This is a genomic window from Thiemannella venezuelensis (assembly GCF_014203605.1).
In the GTDB taxonomy this organism is placed as follows: domain Bacteria; phylum Actinomycetota; class Actinomycetes; order Streptosporangiales; family Streptosporangiaceae; genus Planomonospora_A; species Planomonospora_A venezuelensis.
Genome location: NZ_JACHJJ010000007.1, coordinates 259,587 through 281,555, shown reverse-complemented (window position 1 = coordinate 281,555; position 21,969 = coordinate 259,587). Strand labels below are relative to the sequence as shown.

The following is a 21,969-nucleotide window of genomic DNA, read 5'->3' as shown; positions in this document are numbered from 1 at the left end:
GAGGCCACGGGTTCCGATACGGTCGGGGGGTCCACGGGCGGGGCGGTGCGTGCGCCGCGCGCCCGGGCGGCCGCCAGGCCGGGCAAGGCGGACAAGACAGATAAGACGGACAAGGCGCTCGCCAAGCCGCCCACGTCGGCCGGGACAGCGAATACGACCAGGAGCACCTCCGGAGGGGGCGAATGACGGACCTGCCGCAGGAGACCGGCGACGAGCGGGTGGACGCCGCACTCGGCGGGCTCGCCGTGCTCGGCGACCTGCCCGTCCCGGCGCACGTCGGTGTGTTCGAGGAGGTGTTCACCGGGCTGGAGCGGGTGCTCGCCTCGGTGGACGGCACCCCGGACCGGCAGAAGTGAGCCGCAGGGCGCGCCTCGACAGCGAGCTCGTCCGCCGGAAGCTGGCCCGTTCCCGCGAGCACGCGGCCCAGCTCATCGAGGCGGGCCGGGTCGCCGTCGGCGGCCGCACCGCCGCCAAACCCGCCACCCAGGTGGACACCGCCTCGGCGATCGTGGTCGCCGAGGCCGCCGAGGGACCCGACTACGTCTCCCGGGGGGCGCACAAGCTGCTCGGCGCGCTGGCGGCGTTCGGCCCGCGGGGGCTGGCCGTCGCGGGCCGGCGCTGCCTGGACGCCGGGGCCTCGACCGGCGGCTTCACCGACGTGCTGCTGCGCAACGGCGCGGCGCACGTGCTCGCCGTGGACGTCGGGTACGGCCAGCTCGCCTGGTCGCTCCGGACCGACGAGCGGGTCACGGTCATGGAGCGGGTCAACGTCAGGGACCTGACCCCCGACATGGTCGGCGAGGCGCCCACGCTGATCGTCGGTGACCTGTCGTTCATCTCGCTGCGGCTCGTGCTCCCGGCCCTGACCTCCTGCGCGGCTCCGGCCTCGGACTTCGCGATGCTGGTCAAGCCCCAGTTCGAGGTCGGCAGGGAGCGGGTCGGGGCGGGCGGGGTCGTCCGCGATCCCGCGTTGCGCGCCCGGGCGGTGCAGGATGTGGCCGAGGCCGCGCAGTCGCTCGGCCTGACCGTGCGGGGCGTCACCGCGAGCCCGCTGCCGGGCCCGTCGGGCAACGTCGAGTACGTCATCTGGCTGGGCAAGGGAGAGGGCGCGCCGCCGGTCGCGGACGTGCCCGCCGAGATCGAGCGCGCGGTGGCAGAAGGCCCTCAATAGTGGAGATTCCCCCGAAAGGGCAGGAAATGACAGCAAAGCGCATCATGCTGGTCACCGCCCACACCGGCCGCAAGGCGGCCGTCGACAGCGCCCGCCTGGTGATCAGCCGGCTCGTGGACGCGGGCCTGACCGTCCGCGTGCTCCACGCGGAGGCGGAGGCCATCGGCTGCCAGGGCGCCGAGGTGGTGCCCGCGGGCCTGGCCGCGATCCAGGACGCCGAGATGATGATCGTGCTCGGCGGGGACGGCAGCCTGCTGCGGGCCGCGGAGCTGGCCCGCCCGGCCGGCGTGCCGCTGCTCGGCGTCAACCTCGGTCACGTGGGCTTCCTGGCCGAGGCCGAGGTGGAGGACCTGGCGGCCGCGGTCGACTGCGTGGTGCAGGGCCGCTACGACGTGGAGGAGCGGATGACCGTCGAGGTCACCGCCCGTCTCAACGGCCAGCTCCTGGCCGACACCTGGGCGCTCAACGAGGCCACCGTGGAGAAGCGCGAGCGCATGCTCGAGGTGGTCGCCGAGATCGACGGGCGGCCGCTGTCCCGCTGGGGCTGCGACGGCGTCATCTGCGCGACGCCGACCGGGTCCACCGCCTACGCGTTCTCCGCGGGCGGACCCGTGGTCTGGCCCGAGGTGGAGGCGCTGCTGCTGGTCCCGATCAGCGCCCACGCGCTCTTCGCCCGGCCGCTGGTGGTGTCGCCCCGCTCCGCCCTCGCCCTGGAGATCCAGCCCCAGACGGCGGGCGCGGTGCTCTGGTGCGACGGCCGCCGCCGGTTCGACCTGCCCGCCGGGGCGCGGGTCGAGGTCCGCCGGGGCGAGGTGCCCGTGCGGCTCGCCCGCCTGCACGGGGTCGAGGACACCGGGGCGCCGTTCACCGACCGGCTGGTGGCCAAGTTCGACCTGCCCGTCCAGGGCTGGCGGGGGCGCATGAGATCGTGACGTCCCCGCCCGGTGACGTCGCCCGGACCCCCGCCGGCCCGCCGTACCCGCGGTGACCTGCGGGCCGGGGACGGCCGCGGCCCGGCGGCCCGCGCGACCGTGACGCACCGGGGCCGCGCGCTCGCGAACGGTCGCGGTGTGTCCGGGCGGTACCCGCCGCGAGCGCGTAGGATCGTGCCCGCGCACCGCACTGATGTTCGGTCGGGGACCCCGATCCGGAGCCGGGGCTCCACGCTGAAGGCAATTGGTGAATTCGACGTGACGGGAGGGACCAGTGCGACCCAGGGTCGAGGAGGTCCGCATCCAGGGGCTCGGCGTGATCGACGAGGCCGTGCTGGTGCTATCACCGGGATTCACCGTGGTCACGGGCGAGACCGGAGCGGGCAAGACCATGGTGGTAACCGGCCTGGGGCTGCTGTTCGGCGGCCGGGCCGACCCCGCCCGGGTCCGGCCGGGCTCCGACCGGGCCGCCGTCGAGGGCACCCTCGTGGTCGACCCGCGGGGCCGGGTGGCCCAGCAGGTCGAGGACGCCGGCGGGGAGATCGACGAGGGCGAGCTGATCATCTCGCGGACCGTCTCCGCGGAGGGCCGCAGCCGGGCGTGGCTGGGCGGGCGGAGCGTCCCGGTGGGCACGCTCACCTACCTGGCCGAGGACCTGGTGGCCGTGCACGGCCAGATGGACCAGCAGCGGCTGCTCCAGCCGGGCCGCCAGCGCGCCGCCCTGGACCGCTACGCCGGCGACGACCTGGTCAAGCCGTTGCGCGCCTACGAGCAGGCCTACAAGCGGCACAAGGAGATCGCCGACCTCCTGGCAGAGCTCACCGCCCGGGCCAGGGAGCGCGCCCAGGAGGCCGACCTGCTCAGGTTCGGCCTCGACGAGGTGGAGAAGGCCGACCCCAAGCCGGGGGAGGACGTCTCGCTCCGCGAGGAGGAGGACCGGCTCTCCCACGCCGACGCGCTCAGGACCGCCGCCGAGACCGCCCACACGGCGCTGCTCGGCGACCCGATCTCCGGAGAGCAAGGCGTCCAGGACGCCGTCTCGCTGGTCGGGCAGGCCCGCGCCGCCGTCGACGGGGTCCGCGACGTCGACCCGGCGCTGGCCGGGATCGCCGAGCGGCTCGCCGAGGCCGGTTACCTCCTGTCCGACGTCGCGACCGAGCTGGCCGCCTACGCCGAGTCCGTCGAGGCCGACCCGGCACGGCTGGCGGTCGTCCAGGAACGGCGGGCCGTGCTCACCCACCTCATCCGCAAGTACGGCGAGGACACCGGCGCGGTGCTCGGCTGGGCCGAGCAGGCCGCGCTGCGCCTGACCGAGCTGGAGGGCGACGACGACCGGATCACCGACCTCACCCGCGAGCACGATGAGCTCACCGGCAGGCTCACCGAGCTGGCCGCCGAGCTCACCCGGGTCCGTACGGCCGCCGCCGAGCGGTTCGGCCTGGCCGTCACCGAGGAGCTCACCGCCCTGGCCATGCCGCACGCCCGCGTCGTGGTCGACATCACCCGGGCGGACGGCTTCGGCCCGCACGGCGTGGACGAGGTCGAGCTGAAGATGTCCCCGCACCCCGCCTCGCCCCCGCTCCCGCTGAACAAGGGGGCCTCCGGAGGCGAGCTGAGCCGGGTCATGCTGGCCATCGAGGTGGTGTTCGCGGGTGCCGACCCGGTGCCGACGTTCGTGTTCGACGAGGTCGACGCCGGAGTGGGCGGCAAGGCCGCGGTCGAGATCGGGCGGCGCCTGGCCCTCCTCGCCCGCACCGCGCAGGTGATCGTCGTCACCCACCTGCCCCAGGTGGCGGCCTTCGCCGACCAGCACCTGGTCGTGGAGAAGGACAGCGACGGCAGCGTGGTGCGCAGCGGGGTGACCGCCCTCGACAAGGACGGCCGGATCCGTGAGCTCTCCCGCATGCTGGCCGGTCTGGAGGACTCCGAGCTCGGCCGGGCGCACGCCGAGGAACTCCTCGCGGCGGCCGCCGCGGCGCGGGCGTGAGCGGGCGGACCGCGGGCGCAGCGGCCGTGCGGGCGGCGGAGGAGGCTCCGTGAGCAGGCCCTTCCGCGCGTCCGGGGAAAACGGACGCGCGGGGATTCGCTGTGAGAAGGTTGACATCCGGACCGATGCGTGGCTCACCTGCTCGTTCCCTCTGGCAGGATGGTCATGATGAAGGTGCCGACTGAAGAGCTGCAACGCAGGCTCACGGGTTACCTCCGCCGCAGGAAGGTCAGCGACCTTCCCGGGGTGACGGCAGTGGCGAGGATCGACCGGCGGACCAAGAGGCTGACCAAGCGCCTCAAGCCCGGAGAGATCGCGATCATCGATCACGTCGACGTCGACCGGGTGAGCGCGGAGGCCCTTGTCGCGTGCGGCGCGGCGGGCGTGGTCAACGTCGCCGCGGGCATCAGCGGGCGCTACCCCAACATGGGCCCGCAGATCATCGTCGAGGCCGGAGTGTCGTTCGTCGACAACGCGACCCCCGAGTTGTTCGAGCGGATCAGGGACGGCGACGTGATCCGCCTGCACGAGGGCGTCGTCCACCTCGACGACGAGATCGTCGGCAAGGGCGACGTGCAGACGGCCGAGTCCGTCGAGGCCGCGATGACCGAGGCGCGGGCCGGGCTGACCGTGCAGATCGAGGCGTTCGCCGTCAACACGATGGAGTACGTCCGGCGCGAGAGCGACCTGCTCATCGACGGGGTCGGCGTGCCCGACATCCGCACGCCCATGGAGGGCAGGCACGTCCTCATCGTGGTGCGCGGCTACCACTACAAGGAGGACATCGCCGTCCTGCGCCCCTACATCCGGGAGTGCCGCCCGGTCATGATCGGGGTGGACGGCGGCGCCGACGCGCTGCTGGAGGCCGGCTACCTGCCCGACGTGATCGTGGGCGACTTCGACTCCGTCTCCACCAAGGCGCTGACCTGCGGCGCCGAACTGGTCGTGCACGCCTACCGGGACGGCCGCGCGCCCGGCATGGAGCGGGTGGAGCAGCTCGGCCTCAACGCGGTGGTCTTCCCCGCCATCGGTACCAGCGAGGACATCGCGATGCTGCTCGCCGACGACAAGGGCGCCGAGCTGCTCGTCGCCGTCGGCACGCACTGGACCCTGGAGGAGTTCCTCGACAAGGGCCGTTCGGGCATGGCCAGCACCCTCCTCACCCGCCTGCGGGTGGGCAGCAAACTCATCGACGCCAAGGGCGTCAGCCGGCTCTACCGGAGCCGGATCTCCACCCCGTCCCTGCTCCTGCTCGCCGCCGTCACGCTGATCACCATGGGGGTCGCGGTCTTCTCCACCCCGGTGGGCAGGATCTGGCTGGACGATGCCTGGAACGCCTTCATCTTCTGGCTGGTCGGACTCTTCTCGTGATCGATTTCCGCTATCACCTCGTCTCCATCGTCGCGATCTTCCTCGCGCTCTCGGTCGGCATCGTGCTGGGCACGACCCTGCTCGAGGAGCCCGCCCTCCAGGCGACCGAGGCCGTCGCCGACACCCTCCAGAAGGGCAACAGCGAGCTCCGCGCCGAGCTGGACGCCCTGCGCAAGCGCGACGCGGGCAACGACGCCTTCGTCACCGCGCACGCCGCCGAGCTGGCCCAGGGCGTGCTGGCGGGGGAGAGCGTGGTGATCGTGGAGGCCCCCGGCGCCGCGGCGGCCACAACCGAGGCCGTCCGGCAGTCGATCGAGCAGGCCGGGGCGACCGTGACCGGCCAGGTCACCCTCACCGACAAGTACGCCGACCCCGCCCAGTCGGCCTTCGTCGACAACCTGGCCACCGGGGTCAAGCCCGCCGACATGGTCTTCCCCGCCGAGGACAGCCCCTACGACAAGGCCGCGGCGGTGCTCGCCGGCGCGCTCGTGACCGTGGTCCCCGAGCAGGCGGGCAAGGAGAACCCGTCCACCGCCGGGATCCTCGACGCCTTCCAGCGCGCCGAGCTGCTCACCGTCGCCGCCGGGCCCGGCCAGAGCGGCGAGCCGGGGCGGCTCACCAGGGCCGGCCTGGCCGTGCTGATCGCCCCCGCGGAGCCGTACACCGGGGAGAGCGCCGCGACCCAGGCGGGTGCGATCGTCTCACTGGTGCTCGGCCTGGACGAGGGCTCCCGCGGCGGGGTGCTGGCCGGCACCCAGAGCGCGGTGGCGGTCGGCGGCGTCGTCGCCGCGCTGCGCGAGAGCGTCGCGGAGGAGAAGGTCTCCAGCGTGGACACCGCCGATACGCCCGCGGGCCGGGTCGTGGTGGTCTACGCTCTGCGGGAGCAGCTGTCCGGCCTCACCGGCCAGTACGGCACCGGCCCCGGCGCCGCGGCCTTCGAGCCCGCGGTGCCGGCGCCGAAGGACTCCCCGTCCCCGGCGCAGACGGCCTCCCCGCCCGCGCCGCCCACGGCCACTCCCGGAGGATGATCCCGATGGCTCGTCGTGCTCTCGCCGGCGCTCTCGCCGGTGCCCTGCTCGGTGCGGTGGCCGCCCGCGCCGCCTACGCGGCCTTCACCCGCAGGCCGCCGGTCGGCGACCCGGAGACGTGGAGCAGGAGCAACCACCGGGGCGAGCCGATCACCCTGCTCGAGGGCCCGGCCTTCGTCGCGGGGGCCGGCGCGGCGGCCGCGGCCGTCCCCGGCCTGCCCGCCAGGACGCGTGCGGCCGCCCTGCTGGCCGTGGCGGGCAGCGGCGCCCTCGGCGCCTACGACGACCTCTACGGCGTGACCTCCTCCAAGGGGTTCAGGGGCCACCTGGGCGCGCTGGCCAAGGGCGAGGTCACCAGCGGTGCGGTGAAGATCCTCGGCATCGGCGCCACCGGTCTGGCCGCCGCCGCCCTGACCTCCCGCGGGCCGGTCGACACCGCGGTCAACGGCGCCCTGGTCGCCGGGAGCGCCAACCTGGCCAACCTCTTCGACCTGCGTCCCGGCCGCGCCATCAAGGTCGGCCTGCTCGGCGGCGCGCCGCTGCTGGCCGCCTCGCTGCTCCGCGGAGCCCCCGCCCCGGCGGCGCTGGCCGCACTCCCGCTCGGCGCGGCCGCCGCGCTGCTGCCCGAGGACCTGGGCGAGCGGGCGATGCTGGGCGACGCCGGGGCCAACGCGCTCGGCGCGCTGCTCGGCCTGGCCGCCGCGGTCGGACTCGGCCGTCCCGGCCGGCTGGCGGTCCTCGGCACCGTGGTCGCGCTGACCGCCGCCTCGGAGAAGATCAGCTTCACCCGGGTCATCGCCGGCAACCGCGTGCTCAACCGGATCGACATGCTCGGCCGCCGTCCTGTGGAGCAGGCGCCCGCCCCCCGATGATCAGAAAGATCGGTCAGGGGGTCGCCGGAGCGGCGCTCCTCATCGGGGCCGTGACCGTCGCGGCCCGTCTCGTCGGCTTCGGCAGGTACTACGTCCAGTCGCAGACCATCGGCAACGCCTGCCTGAGCACCGCCTACAACACCGCCAACTACGTGCCCAACATCGTCTTCGAGCTGGTCGCCGGCGGCGCGCTCGCCGGGATGGTGGTCCCGGTGCTCGCCTCGGCGGCCTCCCGGTCGGCCGACGACCCGCAGGCGCGGGCCGAGGCCGGACGGACGGCCTCCGCGCTGCTCACCTGGACGATGCTGGTCCTGGTGCCGCTGGCCGCGCTGATCGCGGCGTTCGCCGGACCTGTCGTCTCACTGCTGGCCGGAGACGGCGGGGAGACCGGCACGTGCGACGCCTCCCAGGCCGTGGCGGCGGGGGCGGACATGCTGGTCGTGTTCGCCCCCCGGATGGTCTTCTTCGGGCTGGCCGTGGTCCTGTACGGCGTGCTCCAGGCGCACCGGCGGTTCATGGGCCCGGCCCTGGCGCCGCTGGTCTCCAGCCTGCTGATCGTCGCCTCCCACCTGGTCTTCGAATCGGTCAACGGCGAGGCCGCCGGTTCCCTGGACGGGCTGACCACGGCAGGGGAGCTGACCCTGTCCCTCGGCGCGACGATCGCCGCCGCCGCCATGGTCCTCACCGTGCTCGGCCCGGTGGCCCGGCTCCGGCTCCGGCTGCGCCCGTCGCTCTCCTTCCCGCCCGGCGTGGGGGCGCGGGCCCGCCGGCTGGCCACGGCCGGCCTGGCCGTACTGGTCGCCCAGCAGGTCGCGCTGACCGCGGTGGTGAGGCTGACCAACGACCTCGGCGAGGACGGGGCGGTCGGCGTCTACACCTACGCCTGGGCGCTGTACCAGCTGCCGTTCGCGGTGCTCGTGGTGCCGGTCGCGACCAGTTCCTTCCCCGTCCTCTCCACCCGCCATGCCGACGGGGACCGGCCGGGCTTCGACACCCTGGCCGCGTCCAGCACGCGGGTGATCCTGCTGGCGATGGGGCTAGCGGCGGGGGTGATGGCGGCGGTCGCCGGTCCGGTCTCCCGGGTGTTCCTGGAGGGCACCGAGGGCGGCGTCCCGGCGGAGATGGCCGCCGGCGTCGCCTGGTTCGCCCCAGGGCTGATCGGGTACGCGCTGATGCTGCACCTCGCCCGGGTGCTGTACGCCTGCGGCCGGGGCCGCTCGGCGGCGCTCGCCTCCGTGGCGGGCTGGGCGGTGGCGCTGGTCGCGCAGATCGTGCTGGCGCATGCGGCGGAGCCGACCGAGGTCGTGGGGCGGCTGGCCCTGGGCAACACGATCGGGATGACGGCGGGCGGGGTGCTTTTGGTGCTGACGGTGCTGCGGGCCAGGGGGAGGGGCGCGCTCGCGGGGACCCGGCGGGCGGTGCTCGCCGCCGCGACCGGTGGCGCCGCCGCGTACGGGGCCGGACTCGCCGCCTCGGCGGCCTTCGGCGACGTGCCGAAGTGGATGTGCGTGCCGGTCGGGGCGGGCGCGGCGGTGGCGGCGGTGGCGGTGTTCGCCGCGGTGGCCGCGGTGGCCGACCGGCCGGACGCCCGGGCGCTGCTGGAGCGGTTGCCTCTCCGCGGGAGGGTCCGGACCGGGCCCGGAGCGGACCGGGACGAGACGCCGGAGGCCGGCCGGGCGCCGGGCGGCGCGGCAGCGGACGCCGGGAAGCCGGCGGACGGCGGGATCGGGGCCGTTCGCGCGGGGAAGGCGCCGGATGACGGGGACGGGACCGCGGCCGGCGCAACGGCGCCGGACGGCGGGGACGGGATCGCGGAGAAGAGCGGGAGCGCCGATGGATGAGCCGGGGATGCGAGTGGCGTTCGTGCTGGGGACCAGCGCGGGCGGGGTCGGGCGGCACGTGGCGATGCTGGCCGGCGGGCTCCTGCGGCGGGGGCACCGGGTGGTGGTGGCCGGGCCGCAGAGCACGGAGGAGGCCTTCGGGTTCGGCGGGCTGGGCGCCCGGTTCGTGCCGGTCCCCATCTCCGACCGGCCCCGCCCCGCCGCCGACCTGCGGGCGGTGCGTGCGCTGCGCGCCCTGCGCGGGGCGGACGCCGTACACGCGCATGGGCTGCGGGCCGGGGCACTGGCGGCCCTCGCCCTGGCGGGAACCGGAACCGGGCCGGTGGTGACGCTGCACAACGCCGCCACGGCGGGCGGGGCCGTCGGCGCGGTCCACGCGGTTCTGGAGCGGGTCGTGGCCCGGCTCGCCGGCCGGATCCTGGTGGTCTCCCCCGATCTGGGAGACCGGATGGCCGCCCTGGGCGCACGGCACGTGGAGGGCGCGGTCGTCCCGGCTCCCGAACTGGCCCCTCCGGGCCGGAGTCCGGAGGAGATCCGGGCGGAGCTCGGCGCCGGAGACCGCCCCGTCCTCCTGACGGTCGCCCGGCTCGCCCAGCAGAAGGGACTGGAGACCCTCCTGGACGTCGCGGCCGCCCTCGCCTCCGGCTCCGGGCGGAGTGGAGGGACCGGGCCGGAGGCGAGGGCGCTGTTCCTCGTGGCGGGGGAGGGACCGCTCAGGGAGGAACTGCAGCGGCGGATCGACGCGGAGGACCTGCAGGTGCGGTTGCTGGGCAACCGGAGCGACGTCGGGGACCTGCTCGCCGTGGCGCGGGCGCTGGTCGTGCCGAGCCGGTGGGAGGGGCAGCCGCTGAGCGTGCAGGAGGCACTGCGGGCGGGGACGCCGGTGGTCGCCACCGCAGTCGGAGGGATCCCGCCGATGGTGGGCGGCGGCGGGGTGCTGGTGCCGTACGGCGACGCCGCAGCCATGGCCGGGGCGGTCGGGAGGATCGTCGCCGACGACGGGTTCGCCGGGGAGCTGGCGCGGGAGGCCGCGCGGCGGGGCGGCGAACTGCCCGGGGAGCCGGAGGCGCTGGAGGCGGTGCTGTCGGTCTACGCCGGGCTGGGCCGGGCGCGCTGACCGTCCTGGCCGGGTCCTCCCCTGCGGGTGCCCCCGGATCCGGGTGGCCGCCGGACGCGGGGTCTGCGAGCAGGCCTGGTCCGGACGGGTGCGCGGCCGGACGGGCCGGGGCGGGCCCATCCTGAACCGGGGTGAGATTTATCTGGTTTGGGTGACTTTGTGCAGGTTTGATGGTGGGTTGTGCGATGGGGGAACAACTCCGTACCCCCGTGGGTTGGATTAGGTGCCGCCAAGTCTGATCCCTATACTGACTTGGTTAGGGGGGGAGTATCCCTTCGCGACAGTCTCGTCATCACGGTGCCGCCTCGATCCACGGGGCCCCCGGGGCTGCCGGTCCGCGCTCGATCTTCGCTGGGCGGGAGAGACCTCCGGCAATCAGTCATGCGCGCCGGAGGGTTTGATAACACCATGACCATACCTGCCTGGGCATGGGCCGCCGTGATCGTCGGCCTGCTCGTGGTTCTCGCATTCGACCTGTGGATCGTCGACCGGGGCGAGCCCCGGGAGTTCTCCATGAGGCAGGCCGGCTTCTGGGTCGGCTTCTACGTCACGCTCGCCGTCGTCTTCGGCGGCGTCCTGTGGGCCACCGCGGGACCGACCTCGGCGGGTGAGTTCTTCGCCGGCTACATCACCGAATACAGCCTGAGCGTCGACAACCTCTTCGTCTTCTACATCATCATGACCCGCTTCGCGGTGCCCAGGATGTACCAGCACAAGGTCCTGCTGGTCGGCATCCTGATGGCCCTGGTCATGCGCGGCATCTTCATCGCCGTCGGCGCCGCCGCCCTGGCGAGCTTCAGCTGGCTGTTCTACATCTTCGGGCTCTTCCTGATCTACACCGCGGTGCAGCTCGTCCGCCAGCACGGCCAGGAGGAGGACGTCCCCGAGAACGCGGTCCTGCGCTGGGCCCGCCGGACGCTGCCGCACACCGACGACTACGTGGGATCGAAGGTCACCGTCAAGATCGACGGCAAGCGGTTCGTCACCCCGATGCTGATCGTCATGATCGCCATCGGAACCACCGACCTGCTGTTCGCGCTCGACTCGATCCCGGCGATCTTCGGTCTCACCACCGACGCGTTCATCGTCTTCACGGCCAACGCGTTCGCCCTGATGGGCCTGCGCCAGCTCTACTTCCTGCTGGGCGGCCTGCTGCAGCGCCTGGTCTACCTCGGCTACGGCCTGGCGTTCATCCTCGGGTTCATCGGGGTTAAGCTGATCCTCGAGGCGCTGCACTCCAGCGGCGTCCACTGGGCACCCGAGGTGCCGATCTCGCTGTCGCTGTCCGTCATCGGCGTCACCATGGTGGTCACCACCGTGGCGAGTCTCGTCAAGTCCCGGCGTGACACCCGTAAAGGCAACGAAATCCCCACCTCGGCGGAGGCCAAGCAGGGCTAGCGGATTGGCGGGGGAGGCGCTTTGCTTGTCTCGTTGCGCCGTAAAAGGGCTGCGAGGTCGGTAGCATCCTCCCCCAGGGCGGGTAGACATACCGGTCTATAGCCGCAAGACATCACAAAAGGTTCCCTGTGTCCCACGATTCAGCAAGCCATCGGCCCGGCCGCGTCCGGCTGGCGCGCGGCGTCTCTCCGTGGTTGCTCCCGACGGTGGCGGCGGCCGCCACGACCTCGCTGCTCAGCAGGCGCGACAAGCGCTGGGCGCTGGCGGCGGCCCCGCTGACCGCACTCACCGGAGCCATGCTCTGGTTCTTCCGCGATCCCGAGCGCACGCCGGGCAGCGCGCGGATCCTGTCGCCCGCCGACGGCGTGGTGCAGAGCATCGACCCGTGGCCGGACGGCCGCACCCGGGTGGCCATCTTCATGAGCCCGCTCAACGTGCACGTCAATCGCGCGCCGCTGGCCGGCACGGTCACCTCGGTGGAGCACGTGCCCGGAGGGTTCGTGCCGGCCTTCAACAAGGACAGCGACCGGAACGAGCGGGTCGTGTGGCATCTGGACACCGCGCTCGGCGACATCGAGCTGGTCCAGATCGCGGGCGCGGTCGCACGCCGCATCGTGCCCTACCTGACGGCGGGCGCCAAGGTGGCCAGGGCCGAGCGCATCGGGCTGATCCGGTTCGGCTCGCGGGTGGACGTCTACCTCCCGGAGGGCGTCGCTCCGGCGGTGTCCGTCGGGCAGAAGACCGTCGCGGGGGTGACCGGCCTTGACCACGGCTGACGCGGGCTGGTCGATGGACGAGGCGGACGACGAGCCGCGCGGGCCCGTCGGCAAGGCGTTCCGGCTCTCGGCCGCGGACTCCCTCTCGCTGGGCAACGCGCTCTGCGGCTTCCTGGCCGTCTGCGTGCTGGCATGGTCGGCCATCACCTCGCTCCAGTCGGGCGCCAAGTTCTCGGCCGACCCCCGCTTCTTCGGCACCGCGGTGGTCCTGCTGCTGCTCGGCGCGACCTGCGACCTGTTCGACGGCCTGGTGGCCCGCAAGTTCCGGGCCTCGGCGATGGGCGCGGAGCTCGACAACCTCGCGGACGTCATCAGCTTCGGCTTCGCCCCCGCGTTCATGATCGTGATCTGGGCGGGCTTCAACCCGAAGATCCCGTTCGTGCTGGTAATGGTCGCCGCCGCCTCGGTGCTGCTGGCCGGGGTCATCCGCCTCGCCCGCTTCGCCTGCGTGAAGACCAAGAGCGGCGACTTCATGGGCCTGCCCATCCCGATGGGCGCCATGACCGTGGTCGCGATCGTGCTGCTGTTCCCGCCGTCGATCTGGACCGTGCTGCCCATCTTCGGCGTGTCCTACCTCATGGTGAGCCGGATCGAGTATCCCAAGCCCAAGGGGAACCTGGCCGCCGCCGTGCTGGCCTGGATGATGATCAACGTCGCCTGCCTGACGATCTGGGCCGCAGGCCTGGCCGGGGGCGACAACCTCATCAAGGTCGGCGCCGCCATGCAGGTGGCGATCGTGGCCGCCATCCCGCTGCGCATCCTGATGTTCAAGCGCGAGAAGCGCAAGGAGCGCAAGGAGGCCGAGCGCATCGGCTGACAGACGGCCCGGCCGGCGCAACGCCCGGCCGGCGGACGTGGAACCGGCCCGGTGGAGATGATCCACCGGGCCGGTTCCGCGTCCCGGTCTCCCGGGGCCGCACCCGCGCTCTACCAGCCCCGCTCGCGCCAGGCCGGCAGGGACGGCCGCTCGGCGCCCAGCGTGGTGTCCTTGCCGTGGCCCGGGTAGACCCAGGTCTCGTCGGGGAAGCGGTCGAAGAGCCGCTCGGAGACGTCCGCGAAGAGCTGGGCGAAGCGCTCCGGGTCCTTCTCGGTGTTGCCGACCCCGCCGGGGAACAGCGAGTCGCCGGTGAACAGATGACCGTTGTAGTGCAGCGCGATCGAGCCCGGCGTGTGCCCGCGCAGGTGGACGACGTCCATGCTGACCACGCCCACGGTGACCCTGTCGCCGTGTTCCACCGTCAGGTCCACCGGGACCGGCAGCTCCGGGGCGTCCAGCGGGTGGGCGATCACCAGGGCGCCGGTCGCCCGGGCGACCTCCTCCAGCGCCTGCCAGTGGTCGCCGTGCCGGTGGGTCGTGACGATCCTGCCGATCGGCATGCCGCCGATCAGCTCCAGCAGCCGGTCGGCCTCGGCGGCGGCGTCGATCAGCAGGCCGTCGCCGGTGTCGTTGCACCGGATCAGGTAGGCGTTGTTGTCGAACGGCCCGACGGCCAGCTTCGAGATCGTCACAGCGGGCAGCTCGCGCACGTCGGCGGGACCGCCGGCCTGCACGTCACCGGTATACGTCACGGGTACTCCTCCGGAGGTGTCGCGGGAAGACTGGAAGCGGTGGGCAGGGCCGACCACGGCGGAGGCGAGGGCAGCGGCCCCGCGGCGGGCCGGTTGCCCGTGTCCCCCTCTCGCATCACCCTAAGCCCCGCGCCCGCCGAGCGGCCGGTCACCCAGGCCAGCAGCGTGCGGGCGTCTCCCTGGACCACCGGTCCCGAGCCGAGGTCGCGCCAGACCTGGCGGTGCTTGTCGCCGTCCTTGACCTCCTCCACCACGATCTCGCTGACCGTGCTGAGCTCCCGGGACCACGAGACCATCGCGTCGTGCAGCTCACGCCGGACGAACGGCTCCGGCCAGTCGGAGCAGTCGTAGCCCGCGCCGAGGTCCACATGGTGGATCTCGGTCTCGCGGACCCGCCGGACCAGCAGGTACCAGGCGGGGTGCGGTGGCGGCTGCATCCCGCTGACCATCGCCGACCACGCCGCGGCGGGCATGTCCCGGAAGGCGGCGGCGAGTCTCGCCGAGCTCTCCTCGAGATCGGCGAGCTGCTCCTTGACGGGCCGGGAGGCTCCCGCCGCGATGTCGGCGTCGCGGGCGGCCACGCTGGGGTACTGCGGGGTCTCGACGCCGGTCCTGGCCCAGTCCACGAGGTTGACGAGGCTGTCGGCGTTGCGGGCGACGTGAGTGATCAGGTGGCCCCGGGTCCAGCCGGGCAGCCGGGAGGGCTCGGCCAGGTCGGCGTCGGACAGCCCGGCCACGGTGCTGAGGAGGCGGCCGGTCGAGGCGGCGAGTTCGGACTGGAGCGCGTTGAGGACATCCATGCCCACACTCCATCACCACGGTGCGGGCCGTACCAGGGAGGGGTGGGGGAAGTCGGGGCGTCGGCGGGCCTGCGCGCAAGGAATGCGAAATTTCCCACGGTGAGGCGGGGCGGCAGGACGGGGGCAGGGAAGGGGGCGGTGGGACGTGAGGTTCGCCCGGTCTTGGGCGGGAAGCTACCCGCCGGAGCCCGGGGAGGCCGTACCCTGGAGAGGGCGGGAAACCCCGGCCCCTGAAAAAGGGGAGGCCGTCGCTCCCCGGACGCTGTTCCGCAAAATTGTCGGACCCCGTCGCTACTCTTCCCGCGACCGCTTCTCAACCTTCTACATCGACGTCGGGACTACTGTGGCTGACCGCCTCATCGTGCGTGGCGCACGCGAACACAACCTCAAGGACGTCTCGCTGGACCTTCCGCGGGACTCGCTGATCGTCTTCACCGGCCTGTCCGGGTCCGGCAAGTCCAGCCTGGCCTTCGACACCATCTTCGCCGAGGGCCAGCGGCGCTACGTCGAGTCCCTCTCGGCGTACGCCCGCCAGTTCCTCGGGCAGATGGACAAGCCCGACGTGGACTTCATCGAGGGGCTGTCGCCCGCGGTGTCGATCGACCAGAAGTCGACCAGCAGGAACCCCCGGTCGACCGTCGGCACGATCACCGAGGTCTACGACTACCTGCGCCTGCTCTGGGCGCGCATCGGCAAGCCGCACTGCCCGCAGTGCGGCCGGCCGATCGCCCGGCAGAGCCCCGAGCAGATCGTCGACCGGGTGATGGAGCTTGAGGAGGGCACCCGCTTCCAGGTGCTCGCCCCGGTGATCCGCGGGCGCAAGGGCGAGTACACCGAGCTCTTCGGGCAGCTCCAGGCCAAGGGATACGCCCGCGCCCGGGTCGACGGCACCGTGATCCGGCTGGACGAGCCGCCGAAGCTGAAGAAGTACGAGAAGCACGACATCGAGGTCATCGTCGACCGGCTCGCGGTGAAGGAGAGCGCGCGCAGCCGCCTCACCGGCTCGGTGGAGACCGCCCTGCACCTGTCCGGCGGCACGATCACGCTGGAGTTCGTGGACCTCCCGGAGGACGACCCGAACCGCGAGCGCTTCTACTCCGAGCACCTCTACTGCCCCTACGACGACCTGTCGTTCGAGGAGCTGGAGCCGCGCTCGTTCTCCTTCAACTCGCCGTTCGGCGCCTGCCCCGAGTGCACCGGGCTGGGCACGCGGATGGAGGTCGACCCGGAGCTGGTCGTGCCCGACCCGGAGGCGACCCTCGGCGAGGGCGCGCTCACCCCGTGGGCGGGCGGCCACACCAGCGACTACTTCGAGCGCCTGATCGAGGCGCTCGGCAAGGCGATGGGGTTCAACCTCGACACGCCCTGGGAGCGATTGTCGAAGAAGGCGCAGAAGGCGCTGCTGCACGGCCACGACGAGCAGGTGCACGTCCGCTACAGCAACCGCTACGGCCGCGAGCGCTCCTACTACACCACCTTCGAGGGCGTGATCCCCTGGGTGCAGCGCCGGCATGCCGAGTCCGAGAGCGACGGCATGCGGGAGAAGTACGAAGGCTACATGCGGGAGATCCCGTGCCCGGCCTGCGAGGGGGCCAGGCTCAAGCCGGTCTCGCTGGCCGTCACGGTGGACGGGCGCTCCATCGCCGAGGTCTCGGCGCTGTCGATCGGCGAGTGCGCGGCGTTCCTGGCCGGGCTGAAGCTCTCCGACCGCGACATGCAGATCGCCGAGCGGGTGGTCAAGGAGATCAACGCCCGGATGGGCTTCCTGCTCGACGTCGGCCTCGACTACCTGACCATGGACCGGGCGGCGGGCACGCTCGCCGGCGGCGAGGCCCAGCGCATCCGGCTGGCGACCCAGATCGGCTCCGGCCTGGTCGGCGTGCTCTACGTGCTGGACGAGCCCTCCATCGGCCTGCACCAGCGCGACAACCAGCGGCTGCTGGAGACCCTGATCCGGCTGCGCGACATGGGCAACACGCTCATCGTGGTCGAGCACGACGAGGACACCATCGCCGCCGCCGACTGGGTGGTGGACATCGGCCCCGGCGCGGGCGAGCACGGCGGCCAGGTCGTCGTCTCCGGCACCGTCCCCGAGCTGCTGGCGTGCGAGGAGTCGATGACCGGCGCCTACCTGTCCGGGCGCAAGGCCATCGCGATCCCCGCCGAGCGGCGCCGGCGCGACCGCAAGCGGCAGATCACCGTGAAGGGCGCCCGCGAGCACAACCTCAAGGGCGTGGACGTGGAGTTCCCGCTCGGGGTGTTCACCGCGGTCACCGGCGTCTCGGGGTCCGGGAAGTCCACGCTGGTCAACGACATCCTCTACAACGCCCTGGCCAAGGAGCTGAACGGCGCCCGCACGGTCCCCGGCCGGCACTCGCGGGTCAATGGCATGGACCTGGTCGACAAGGTCGTGCACGTGGACCAGTCGCCGATCGGCCGGACCCCCCGCTCGAACCCGGCGACCTACACCGGCGTCTTCGACAAGGTGCGCGACCTGTTCGCCCAGACCACCGAGGCGAAGGTCCGCGGCTACGCCAAGGGCCGCTTCAGCTTCAACGTCAAGGGCGGGCGGTGCGAGGCCTGCTCCGGCGACGGCACCATCAAGATCGAGATGAACTTCCTGCCCGACGTGTACGTGCCGTGCGAGGTCTGCCACGGCGCGCGCTACAACCGGGAGACCCTGGAGGTCCACTACAAGGGCAAGACGATCTCCGAGGTGCTCGACATGCCGATCGAGGAGGCGCTCGAGTTCTTCGACGCCATCCCGGCGATCAAGCGCTACCTCAAGACGCTCAACGACGTCGGTCTGGGCTACGTCCGGCTCGGCCAGCCCGCCACCACCCTGTCCGGCGGCGAGGCCCAGCGCGTCAAGCTCGCCTCGGAGCTGCAGCGCCGCTCCACCGGCCGGACGATCTACGTGCTGGACGAGCCGACCACCGGCCTGCACTTCGAGGACATCCGGCGGCTGCTGGGCGTGCTCGGCAGGCTCGTCGACGGCGGGAACACGGTGATCGTGATCGAGCACAACCTCGACGTCATCAAGACCGCCGACTGGATCATCGACATGGGTCCGGAGGGCGGCTCCAAGGGCGGCACGGTGCTCGCCACCGGCACGCCCGAGGAGGTCGCGCTGGTCGAGGCCAGCCACACCGGCCGCTTCCTCCGCAAGATCCTCGGCAGCTGACGGCGGCCCCGCTCCGCCCGCGGGCGGAGCGGGGCCGCCGCCGGCGCCCGGCGGCGCGCCGTGCGTGAGCGCGGTTCCGCGCCGCCGGCCGTCCCGGGCCCGGATTCGGGACCGGGCCCCCGCGTCAATACCCTTGACTCGGAGCCCGGTTGTTCACGGGGGATGGTGCGAAGAAGGGCCGCAATGACGAGCAGTGATGGTTCCGCCATGCCCACGCGCAGGCATGTGATCGGCGCCGCGGGGGCCGTGGCGTGCGGTGCGGCCCTGGCCGGCTGCGCCACCGCCGCGGGGGAGCGTACGGCCGGGCCGCCGCCGGCGGTCAAGGGCAAGGTCGTCGCGCAGACCGCGGACATCCCGGTGGGCGGCGGCAAGGTGATCCACAAGTGGAAGATCGTGATCACCCAGCCGAGCGCGGGGGTGTTCAAGGCGTTCAACGCGAGCTGCCCGCACAAGGGCTGCGCGGTCAGCAACCCCAGCGAGGGCGTCATCCGCTGCCCCTGCCACGGCAGCGAGTTCGACGCCGTCTCCGGCAAGTGCCTCAAGGGACCGGCGGAGGCCCCGCTGGTCGAGTTCGCGCTGAGGGTCGAGGGTGGCGGCATCGTCATGGTGTGAGGCGCGGGTGGCCCGGCCCCGGCCTCCTGAGGGCCCGGCTCCGGTACGGCGGCACGCGGACGCGCCGAAGGCGTAAATCTTCACAGTCTCCTGACGCCGGGTGCGGCATGCTGAACCGTCATCGGGACGCGAGCCGTACCGACAGGAAAGGGACCTGGGAGGGTGACCATGGCAGATACGACGACGCGCCGCGCGGTGATGCTGGGCGCTGGGGGTGTGGGGCTCACGGCCGTGCTGACCGCGTGCTCCGGCTACGGCCAGCCGACGGCGGACCAGGCGAGCGAGCCCGCCGCCTCGTCCCCGCCCGCGACCGGATCGGACTCCGGGGCCGGGACGGGTTCCGGCGACGGCGGCGCCGCGGCCGACGCGCTGGCCAAGACGGCGGACATCCCCGAGGGCGGCGGCAAGGTCTTCAAGGCCCAGAAGGTCGTGGTGACCCAGCCGAAGGCCGGGGAGTTCAAGTGCTTCAGCTCCGTCTGCACCCACCAGGGGTGCGACGTGTCGGACGTCGACGGCGGCACGATCAACTGCCCCTGCCACGGGAGCAAGTTCAACATCGCCGACGGCTCGGTGGCCAACGGCCCCGCCGACAAGCCCCTTGAGGAGAAGACCATCAAGGTCGACGGCGAGTCGATCACCCTGGCCTGAGCCGGGCGCCCGCCGCATCCGCCGGAGACGAGGGGTCCGGGTGGATGCGGCCGGCTCCGGTGACCCGCGGGTCGTCCGCGCCGGGCGCAGGTCCGGGGCAGGAGGGGCCAGGGCGGGAAGGACGGGTGCGAGAGGACGGACGCCGCGCGGGCCGCCGTCCGCCACAGGTCCGCCGCGGGCAGGGATGCCTGTCGGTGCGGGCCGATAGGCTTCCGTACGTGGCGAGATCTGCAGGCGGTCCGGCGAGCTTCCGGCCGAGTCCGGGGTCGATCCCCGAGTCCCCCGGCGTCTACCGGTTCAGAGATCCCGACGGCCGGGTCATCTACGTCGGCAAGGCCAAGAGCCTGCGCCAGCGGCTCAACTCCTACTTCGCCGACTTCGCGGGGCTGCACCCGCGCACCCAGACCATGCTCACGACCGCCGCCGGAGTCGACTGGACGGTCGTCGGCACCGAGGTCGAGGCGCTCCAGCTCGAATACTCCTGGATCAAGGAGTACGACCCGCGGTTCAACGTCAAGTACCGCGACGACAAGTCCTACCCCTACCTCGCGGTCACCATGGGCGAGGAGTTCCCCCGCGTCCAGGTGCTGCGCGGCGCCAAACGCAAGGGCACCCGCTACTTCGGGCCCTACTCGCACGCCTGGGCGATCAGGGAGACCGTCGACCTGCTGCTGCGGGTCTTCCCGATCAGGAGCTGCTCGTCGGGGGTGTTCCGGCGGGCCGCGCAGATCGGCCGGCCGTGCCTGCTCGGCTACATCGACAAGTGCTCGGCGCCGTGCGTCTCCCGGGTCACCGAGGCGGAGCACCGCGCGCTCGCCGAGGACTTCTGCGACTTCATGGCGGGCAACACCGGCCGGTTCATCAAGCGGCTGGAGGGTGAGATGCGCCAGGCCGCCGCCGAGCAGGAGTACGAACGGGCGGCCCGGCTCCGCGACGACATCGAGGCGCTCCGGCGGGCGCTGGAGAAGCAGGCCGTGGTGCTGGGCGACAGCACCGACTGCGACGTGGTCGCGCTGGCGGACGACCAGCTGGAGGCCGCCGTCCAGGTGTTCTACGTGCGCGGCGGGCGGATCCGCGGGCAGCAGGGCTGGGTGGTCGACAAGGTCGAGGAGACCGGCCCCGGCGAGCTGGTCGAGCGCTTCCTGCTGCAGATGTACGGCGAGGCCGCCGCCGAGACGGTGCCCAGGGAGGTGCTGGTGCCCGCCCTCCCACCGGACGCGGAGGCCGTCGCCGAGCTGCTCGGCGAGCGGCGCGGGGCCCGGGTGGAGATCCGCGTCCCGCAGCGGGGCGACAAGCGGTCGCTGATGGAGACCGTCGAACGCAACGCAAAGGAGTCCCTGACCCAGCACAAGCTCAAGCGCTCCAGCGACCTGACCGCGCGGAGCAGGGCGCTGCAGGAGATCGCCGACGCGCTCGACCTGGACCAGGTGCCGCTGCGCATCGAGTGCTACGACGTCTCCCACCTCCAGGGCACCAACGTGGTGGCCTCGATGGTGGTGTTCGAGGACGGCCTGGCCCGCAAGAGCGAGTACCGCAGGTTCTCCGTCCGTTCGGCCGAGGGCGACGTCGCCTCCATCCACGAGGTGATCTCACGCAGGTTCAAGCGCTACCTGGAGGAGCGCTCGGCCACCGGCGAGCTCGACGTCGAGCCGGGTACCGAGCCCGGGGCGGAGGCCGGCATCGGGAACGGCGGAGCATCCGGAGCGGGGGCCGGAGCCGTGGCGGAAGGCGGCGGTGCGCCCGGCCCGGGGGCCGGTTCCGGACCCGGCACCGAGGACGGCGCGGAGGACGGCACTGAGGACGGCGCGGGGTCCGCGGCGGGGTCGGCCATCGACCCGGAGACGGGCCGGCCGCGCAAGTTCGCCTATCCGCCGCATCTGGTGGTCGTGGACGGCGGCCCGGCCCAGGCGGCCGCCGCCCGGCGGGCCCTCGACGAGCTCGGCGTCGACGACGTCGCGGTCTGCGGCCTGGCCAAGCGGCTGGAGGAGGTGTGGCTGCCCGGCGAGGACCTGCCGGTCATCCTGCCCCGCGCGAGCGAGGCTCTTTACCTTCTGCAGCGAGTGCGTGACGAAGCGCACCGCTTCGCCATCACCTACCATCGTTCCAAGCGCTCCAAGAGCGTGCGGGAGAGCGCCCTGGACGATGTCGCCGGGCTCGGCCCGGCCCGGAGGCAGGCTCTGATCAAGCATTTCGGATCAGTGAAACGGCTGCGTGAGGCGTCCGCCGCCGAGATCTGCCAGGTACCCGGAATCGGCCCCGCGACGGCCGAGGCGATCGTGTCGGCCCTGAAGGGGGAGAGTCCATCGTGAGTGAGCGAGCCATGGGTGCAGCAGCGTCGCGAGCGCGACCGACGGAGGAGGGCTCGTGAGTGAGCGGAGCGAGCGAGCCATGGGTGCAGCAGCGTCGCGAGCGCGACCGACGGAGGAGGGCTCGTGAGTGAGCGGAGCGAGCGAGCCATGGGTGCAGCAGCGTCGCGAGCGCGACCGACGGAGGAGGGCTCGTGAGTGAGCGGAGCGAGCGAGCCATGAGTGCAGCAGCGTCGCGAGCGCGACCGACGGAGGAGGGCTCGTGAGTGAGCGGAGCGAGCGAGCCATGGGTGCAGCAGCGTCGCGAGCGCGACCGACGGAGGAGGGCTCGTGAGTGAGCGGAGCGAGCGAGCCATG

The 21,969-nt window shown here is 72.9% G+C and carries 18 protein-coding genes; 16 read left to right on the top strand and 2 right to left on the bottom strand.

The genetic code is table 11. The features are described from left to right. The first annotated feature begins 182 nt into the window (after positions 1–182). The 12 genes from FHS22_RS13740 to pssA all read left to right on the top strand — a co-directional run bounded on the left by FHS22_RS13740 (position 183) and on the right by pssA (position 13,310). Positions 183–356: a hypothetical protein gene (locus tag FHS22_RS13740; protein ID WP_184941652.1), complete on the top strand. Its 174-nt coding sequence runs from the start codon at positions 183–185 to the stop codon at positions 354–356. Further along, the gene (locus FHS22_RS13735) at positions 353–1,171 is read left to right on the top strand and encodes a TlyA family RNA methyltransferase (RefSeq protein ID WP_184941650.1); all 819 of its coding nucleotides are present in this window, start codon (positions 353–355) and stop codon (positions 1,169–1,171) included. Before FHS22_RS13740 ends, FHS22_RS13735 begins: the two co-directional genes overlap by 4 nt. Positions 1,172–1,197: 26 nt before the next feature. Beyond that, positions 1,198–2,103 (top strand): NAD kinase, encoded by a 906-nt coding sequence (locus FHS22_RS13730; RefSeq protein ID WP_184941649.1) that lies wholly within the window; start codon positions 1,198–1,200, stop codon positions 2,101–2,103. A gap of 274 nt (positions 2,104–2,377) precedes the next feature. Continuing rightward, positions 2,378–4,090: a DNA repair protein RecN gene (recN, locus tag FHS22_RS13725; RefSeq protein WP_184941647.1), complete on the top strand. Its 1,713-nt coding sequence runs from the start codon at positions 2,378–2,380 to the stop codon at positions 4,088–4,090. Positions 4,091–4,258: 168 nt separating this feature from the next. Next, positions 4,259–5,461 carry a putative cytokinetic ring protein SteA gene (gene steA / locus FHS22_RS13720; RefSeq protein WP_184941646.1) on the top strand — a complete coding sequence of 401 codons (1,203 nt, stop codon included), beginning with the start codon at positions 4,259–4,261 and terminating at the stop codon, positions 5,459–5,461. Next, on the top strand, positions 5,458–6,489 hold the full coding sequence (locus FHS22_RS13715) for a copper transporter (protein WP_184941644.1): 1,032 nt from the start codon (positions 5,458–5,460) through the stop codon (positions 6,487–6,489). The genes steA and FHS22_RS13715 overlap by 4 nt, the downstream gene beginning before the upstream one ends. A 5-nt stretch (positions 6,490–6,494) precedes the next feature. Further along, positions 6,495–7,361 (top strand): hypothetical protein, encoded by an 867-nt coding sequence (locus FHS22_RS13710; RefSeq protein WP_184941643.1) that lies wholly within the window; start codon positions 6,495–6,497, stop codon positions 7,359–7,361. After that, positions 7,358–9,202, top strand: a complete 1,845-nt coding sequence (gene murJ, locus FHS22_RS13705; protein ID WP_184941641.1) for a murein biosynthesis integral membrane protein MurJ — start codon at positions 7,358–7,360, stop codon at positions 9,200–9,202. Before FHS22_RS13710 ends, murJ begins: the two co-directional genes overlap by 4 nt. A gap of 7 nt (positions 9,203–9,209) precedes the next feature. Then, entirely contained in the window at positions 9,210–10,319 is a 1,110-nt protein-coding gene (locus FHS22_RS13700) for a glycosyltransferase family 4 protein (protein ID WP_184941639.1), read from the top strand. 408 nt (positions 10,320–10,727) lie between these two features. Next, positions 10,728–11,717: a TerC family protein gene (locus tag FHS22_RS13695; RefSeq protein WP_184941638.1), complete on the top strand. Its 990-nt coding sequence runs from the start codon at positions 10,728–10,730 to the stop codon at positions 11,715–11,717. A 128-nt stretch (positions 11,718–11,845) separates the two neighbouring features. Then, a complete protein-coding gene (locus FHS22_RS13690) occupies positions 11,846–12,493 on the top strand; it encodes a phosphatidylserine decarboxylase (RefSeq protein ID WP_184941636.1) in 648 nt (215 codons plus the stop codon). After that, entirely contained in the window at positions 12,480–13,310 is an 831-nt protein-coding gene (pssA, locus tag FHS22_RS13685) for a CDP-diacylglycerol--serine O-phosphatidyltransferase (protein WP_184941635.1), read from the top strand. The genes FHS22_RS13690 and pssA overlap by 14 nt, the downstream gene beginning before the upstream one ends. 110 nt (positions 13,311–13,420) lie before the next feature. Here the strand turns inward: pssA and FHS22_RS13680 are convergent, their stop codons facing one another. After that, complete coding sequence (locus tag FHS22_RS13680; protein ID WP_184941633.1) at positions 13,421–14,062, bottom strand: MBL fold metallo-hydrolase; 642 nt, start codon at positions 14,060–14,062, stop codon at positions 13,421–13,423. Continuing rightward, positions 14,059–14,862: a maleylpyruvate isomerase family mycothiol-dependent enzyme gene (locus tag FHS22_RS13675; RefSeq protein WP_184941631.1), complete on the bottom strand. Its 804-nt coding sequence runs from the start codon at positions 14,860–14,862 to the stop codon at positions 14,059–14,061. Before FHS22_RS13675 ends, FHS22_RS13680 begins: the two co-directional genes overlap by 4 nt. A gap of 343 nt (positions 14,863–15,205) precedes the next feature. Here FHS22_RS13675 and uvrA point away from each other — a divergent pair, with 343 nt between their 5' ends. The 4 genes from uvrA (at position 15,206) to uvrC (ending at position 21,615) form a co-directional block, all read left to right on the top strand. Beyond that, the gene (gene uvrA / locus FHS22_RS13670) at positions 15,206–18,046 is read left to right on the top strand and encodes an excinuclease ABC subunit UvrA (protein WP_184941629.1); all 2,841 of its coding nucleotides are present in this window, start codon (positions 15,206–15,208) and stop codon (positions 18,044–18,046) included. A gap of 183 nt (positions 18,047–18,229) precedes the next feature. Next, a complete protein-coding gene (locus FHS22_RS13665; RefSeq protein WP_184941627.1) occupies positions 18,230–18,658 on the top strand; it encodes a Rieske (2Fe-2S) protein in 429 nt (142 codons plus the stop codon). A gap of 168 nt (positions 18,659–18,826) precedes the next feature. Further along, positions 18,827–19,306: a Rieske (2Fe-2S) protein gene (locus tag FHS22_RS13660; RefSeq protein ID WP_184941626.1), complete on the top strand. Its 480-nt coding sequence runs from the start codon at positions 18,827–18,829 to the stop codon at positions 19,304–19,306. Positions 19,307–19,524: 218 nt separating this feature from the next. Next, a complete protein-coding gene (gene uvrC, locus FHS22_RS13655; protein WP_338047740.1) occupies positions 19,525–21,615 on the top strand; it encodes an excinuclease ABC subunit UvrC in 2,091 nt (696 codons plus the stop codon). Positions 21,616–21,969: the final 354 nt, after the last annotated feature.

Bases quoted from the DNA above. Each gene is read 5' to 3' on its own strand.
- FHS22_RS13695 (WP_184941638.1), top strand. From the start codon at position 10,728: ATGACCATACCTGCCTGGGCATGGGCCGCCGTGATCGTCGGCCTGCTC.
- FHS22_RS13675 (WP_184941631.1), bottom strand. From the start codon at position 14,862: ATGGATGTCCTCAACGCGCTCCAGTCCGAACTCGCCGCCTCGACCGGC.
- FHS22_RS13730 (WP_184941649.1), top strand. From the start codon at position 1,198: ATGACAGCAAAGCGCATCATGCTGGTCACCGCCCACACCGGCCGCAAG.
- FHS22_RS13660 (WP_184941626.1), top strand. From the start codon at position 18,827: ATGGCAGATACGACGACGCGCCGCGCGGTGATGCTGGGCGCTGGGGGT.
- steA (WP_184941646.1), top strand. From the start codon at position 4,259: ATGAAGGTGCCGACTGAAGAGCTGCAACGCAGGCTCACGGGTTACCTC.
- FHS22_RS13710 (WP_184941643.1), top strand. From the start codon at position 6,495: ATGGCTCGTCGTGCTCTCGCCGGCGCTCTCGCCGGTGCCCTGCTCGGT.
- FHS22_RS13740 (WP_184941652.1), top strand. From the start codon at position 183: ATGACGGACCTGCCGCAGGAGACCGGCGACGAGCGGGTGGACGCCGCA.
- FHS22_RS13700 (WP_184941639.1), top strand. From the start codon at position 9,210: ATGCGAGTGGCGTTCGTGCTGGGGACCAGCGCGGGCGGGGTCGGGCGG.
- FHS22_RS13665 (WP_184941627.1), top strand. From the start codon at position 18,230: ATGACGAGCAGTGATGGTTCCGCCATGCCCACGCGCAGGCATGTGATC.
- murJ (WP_184941641.1), top strand. From the start codon at position 7,358: ATGATCAGAAAGATCGGTCAGGGGGTCGCCGGAGCGGCGCTCCTCATC.